Source organism: Bradyrhizobium sp. th-b2, from assembly GCF_000426785.1.
In the GTDB taxonomy this organism is placed as follows: Bacteria; Pseudomonadota; Alphaproteobacteria; order Rhizobiales; family Xanthobacteraceae; genus Bradyrhizobium; species Bradyrhizobium septentrionale.
The window spans coordinates 103,754-108,294 of sequence record NZ_KE384571.1; the positions used below are offsets into that span (position 1 = coordinate 103,754).

At 63.0% G+C, this 4,541-nt stretch carries 2 protein-coding genes and 2 pseudogenes; all 4 read left to right on the forward strand.

Translation table 11 applies throughout. The annotated features are described in order from the left end of the window. Positions 1 to 908 (forward strand): annotated as a pseudogene (locus K359_RS64010) (hypothetical protein); the annotation flags it as partial. A gap of 283 nt (positions 909 to 1,191) precedes the next feature. Next, positions 1,192 to 2,838, forward strand: a complete 1,647-nt coding sequence (locus K359_RS0150290; protein WP_029085636.1) for a polysaccharide biosynthesis/export family protein — start codon at positions 1,192 to 1,194, stop codon at positions 2,836 to 2,838. Beyond that, on the forward strand, positions 2,835 to 4,100 hold the full coding sequence (locus K359_RS56905) for a GNAT family N-acetyltransferase (RefSeq protein ID WP_051346893.1): 1,266 nt from the start codon (positions 2,835 to 2,837) through the stop codon (positions 4,098 to 4,100). Before K359_RS0150290 ends, K359_RS56905 begins: the two co-directional genes overlap by 4 nt. A 292-nt stretch (positions 4,101 to 4,392) precedes the next feature. Then, positions 4,393 to 4,541: pseudogene (locus K359_RS63040) on the forward strand (IS5/IS1182 family transposase); the annotation flags it as partial.

A 4,541-nucleotide genomic window follows, 5' to 3' on the forward strand; every position in this document is an offset into this window, starting at 1 on the left:
TGGCGGCGGCGCGACGCGATATCGAGAGCAAGACCGCGCTCGCGACCAAGGCAGGGGAGGAATCCTCCCGGCTGAAAGCGGCTGATAAGAGCGGCGCGGCGGATTTGCAAAAGGAGCGAGAGCGAACCGCCCGGCTGGAACAGGATCTGGCGGCGGCGCGACGTGACATCGAGAGCAAGACCGTGCTCGTGACCAAGGCAGGGGAGGAAGCGTCCCGCCTGCAAGCGGCGGGGAAGAGCGCCGCCGCGGATCTGCAAAAGGAGCGAGAACAGTCCGCGCGGCTGGAGCAGGATCTTGCGGCAGCGCGTCGCGATGGTGAAGCCCAGACGGCGCGAGCGGCAAAGGCAAGCGAGCAAGTCTCGCTGCAGAGGCAGGCAGCGGAAGCCGGTGCTTCCGAGTTGAGGCAATTGCGCGCAAGGATGGATGCCCAGGCACAGAGTTCCTCCCTGTGGCTGAGCACAGTCCATGCGTATGAGGCCCAGGTCCGCAACGCGCGTGGCGCTGCGCCAAACGCCGTGACGACCGGTTCAATCCCGCGGGACAAGCCCAAGTCCATTGAGGTGACCGCTCATCCAGTCGCCCAGCAAACCTTGCCAGCTCCTGCTCGTGCCGCTGCTCCGCCTGCTCCCGAGCAAGCCGCGGAAGCTGCAGGGCTGGTCGCGCGAGCGAGCTCGCTGCTCCGGCAGGGGGATATCGGCGCGGCGCGGCTCGTACTGGAGCGGGCGATCGAAATGGGCAGCGCCCAGGCGAGCTTCGCGCTGGCAGAGACCTACGATCCGCTGATTCTTGCGAAATGGGGGACCTACGGCACGCGCGGTGACGCCCGCAGGGCGCAAGATCTCTATGTCAATGCCGACGCCGCGGGAGTCCGGGAGGCGAAATCGCGGCTGGAAGCGCTGCGCCAGTAGCGCATGTGCAAATTAACCGGGCGATCTCATTGACTTAACGACCAACAGCCGTCTGCGCGGGGCTTGCCGCGGTTTACTCAAAAGGGGTGCCCACAATGGGATAGTTGTGCGTCCTCCTCCCAGGGGTCACGATGGCTGAGCTCTGCTTGTCGTAGTGCCGCTTTTGGAGCCACGGTCGCGTTCGGCGACGTGGTAGCCATCGTCGAACGCGAAAGTCGCGTCTATGGTTGTCGAACACCAGTCCAAGCCCGCTCGGCCCACGCCATTCCGAGCTCGCGGAGGAATGAGAACTATCCTTGCAATCGCCGGTCTTGCCGTCGTCGGTGTGGCAGCGATCTGGAACTGGGGCGCGGTCGAGATACTCTCGCACGCGGTGGTGGAAAAGGCGTTTGCCACGCTCGGTGCCCAGTACGACAGGTCGGCTCAGGCCGTGCCACAAGCCGCTGCGGCAGCAAAGCCGGATTCGTCAGGCCGGCCGTCGATGACGCCGGTCGTATCGAACGGCACGCCTGCCTCCGCAATCGCGGAACGCTCCAAGATCGCCGGCGCGGCGCGGGCTGCGCCGGCCGGAGAGTTGTGCGGCATCGGCGACAAACTCACGATTGCCTTCTACGAGCGCGTCGAACTCGAGGAGGACAAATGGGGGCGCGGCTCGGGCTCGGCCTTGCGCGGTCTCGTGCAGCGTCCGGAACTGAGCGGCCCATACACTGTTCAGGACGACGGCACGATTTCGGTCCCCTTGCTTGGCGCCATTCGGGTTGCCGAGCGGTCAACACTACAGGTTCGCACCGATTTGGCAGAGGCCTTCGATCAGTTGCTCGGCCACAAGGGCGTGGTCAACATTCTGTCGGTGGAGCACGCACCCATCTACGTGCTGGGGCCGGTCAAGAGCCCCGGCTCATTCAAGTATGTGTCGGGCATGACCGTGCTGCACGCGATGGCGCTGGCCGGTGGGCTCGACCGGGCCGCCTCGGAGCCATGGCAGAAGATCGAAGCGGTGCGGGAATCCCTGAGGCGGAGCGGCTCGGCTGACGCCATGCTCAAGCTGTTGGCACGCGCAGCAGTGCTGAAGGCCGAACGCGACGGCGCCGAGGCCAAGATTCCGCTTCGGTTGATCGATCTGGCGGGAGCGGCTGAAGCAGCTAACCTTGTCCGCGAACAGGCGGATCGGCGTAAGGTGATCGCCACTGCCCGCATCAACCGCGAGCGCACGCTTCAGAGCTCGCTGGAAGCGGCCAAGCAGGATGTTGCCGTGTATGGCCGCACGGAAGCGCTCGACGACCTGGTCAAGCTGCGTCAGGAGCGTGCCAACAGCATGCGCGCGCTCGCGGACCGCAATGTCATCAGCGCAACGGTGATGAATCAGGTTCAGATCGAGTTGACCGATGCCGAGCAGCGTAAGCGAGAGGCGCTCAATCAGTATGCGACGGCCAAACAGCGCCTTGCCACGCTCGAGGCCGAAGGATTTCGAATCCAGGCCGATATCCGGAACGACCTGGAGCTTGAGATCGAGGCCATCGAACGCCAGATTGCGGATAATGAGCGCGAGTACAATATCAGTGACGGGGTCCTCAACACATTACCTGCGGTCCGGGCCCAGAAAGAGGCAAACCGGACAACTTACCAGGTGGTGCGGCAAACAGCGACCGGGCCGGTCGCTATCGAGTCTAACGGGATGACCGTGTTGCAGCCGGGCGATCTCGTGAACATCATTGTGAACGAGGGCGACGCGAAGACCCAAGCCAATTCGAACCAAGCCAATTCGAGCCAAGTTAACCCGAGCCAAGTCAATTCGAGTCAGGTCAATTCGAACCAGGCCGGTCCGTCGGCCCCGGCCACGTCACCGACCGATCGACCGCCAGTTGGGCGAACTTCCGACCGAAAGGAGATTGGCCGAGCGGTCGCGGATCAAACGACTGCTCCAAAATGATGCCCGGCAGGACGTCATCCCGTCTGAAATCCTCGCCGGATGTCGATCGCGCGGCTTCGGTCGAGCAAGCCAGTTGCCATGAGCCGATCGATGTCCGCATTGAGCCCTTGGGGGACATTGCAGAACTTGAGGTCTCCTGGAAGGAGCTGGAGCGGCGAGCGGCAGGTTCGTTCTATCTGTCCTGGCTCTGGGTCGGCACGTGGCTCGCGCACCTCCCGCGCGGCGCACGACCACATGTGCTGGTCGCGCGGATGTCCGGGAGAACCGTCGGCCTGGCGATCGTGTGCCGGCGGACGGTGTGGAGCTTCGGACCGCAGGGGCGGGCGCGCTGGCTGCTCAACGAAACCGGAGACGCTCGCTTCGACCGGCTGTTCATCGAATATAACGGCATCCTTGCCGAGCAAGGTTCGGCTGCTCCCGTCATGGCGGCATGCCTCGACGCTCTTGCGGGCAGCCTAAGTGTCTCCGACGAGCTTGTCCTCTCCGGAATTGATCTGGACTTTGGGGCGCTCGCCTCTCGCGCAGCTCATCGGGTCGGGCTTTTGAGTGAAGTGAGGGAAGCAGACGTTGCGCGGTGGGTCGACTTCACCAAGATCGGTGAGAAGAGCGGGGACTACCGAGCCTCATTGGGTCGCAACACCCGCCAGGCCATCAACCGCGCCATCAGGCTGTATGCCGAACGCGGCCCTGTCGAGTTCCGGGTCATGGAGACGACGTCGGAAGCGCTCGCCGCGTTCGATGTGCTGGCCGGCTTTCATCAATCGCGATGGGGAGCCAAGGGATCCTTTGCCAACCCCGGCTTCCGCACTTTTCATGAAGACCTGATTGCACGCGGGGTCCCCAGCGGCGCCATCCGTATCTCACGGACGCTGGTTGGAGGGCAGACGGTCGGAGTGTTGTACAATTTCGTGCACGACGGTTATGTCCTGAACTACCAAAGCGGGCTTCTCTACGAGGAGGATGGCCGGGTGAAGCCTGGCCTGGTCAGCCATGTGCTGTCGATCGAGGATAGTATGTCGCGCGGCGAGCGCGGTTACGATTTCCTGGCCGGCTTCGCCCGTCACAAATCCCAGCTCGCCAATGCCGAGCACGCGCTGACGTGGAGCATCATAGGCGGGGACACCCTGGAGCGCCGCGTCGAGGCAAGGCTTCGGCGCGCCAGGCAAGCGCTGGGACAGTTCGTGCGAAAGCAAATGAGCGTACGAACGGCCCCGACCGGACATGGCGATGGCAGTTCGCCTCAAGCCATCCAAGGGCCATAAGCAGCCTCGTTTGATCGTGCGCAGCCTGGCTCAAACTTGAGGTATTATGGCGCAAACGCCACAACGGTCAGAAAATGACCCGGGGATGGGCGCTTCCGATCCATGTTGAATCGCAGCTACTCAGTCGCCCGTTAAGAAGCTTCCAGGCGACTGATCTGGAATCGTAATTTGGCTGGAATGACGTTCTGAGATTGCAAGGTTTTGGTGTTTTGTGCATCGGAAGCTTGCAATTTCGTTTTCGAGATTCCCTCGACGGGCGAAGCATGATTCCCTGTCCGCATCGGAGGGCACGATGCGGCCGAAGAAGCACAAAACGACGGGAGCGAACGATTTTTTCCGGGCGCGGCTCGACCAGATCATCAATCTGAAGCACGAGCTGGTCCGGCTCACCGGCAAGATCGATTGGGACTGGATCGACGGCGAGATCGCGCCGCTCTACAG

Bases quoted from the DNA above. Each gene is read 5' to 3' on its own strand.
- K359_RS0150290 (WP_029085636.1), top strand. From the start codon at position 1,192: ATGAGAACTATCCTTGCAATCGCCGGTCTTGCCGTCGTCGGTGTGGCA.
- K359_RS56905 (WP_051346893.1), top strand. From the start codon at position 2,835: ATGATGCCCGGCAGGACGTCATCCCGTCTGAAATCCTCGCCGGATGTC.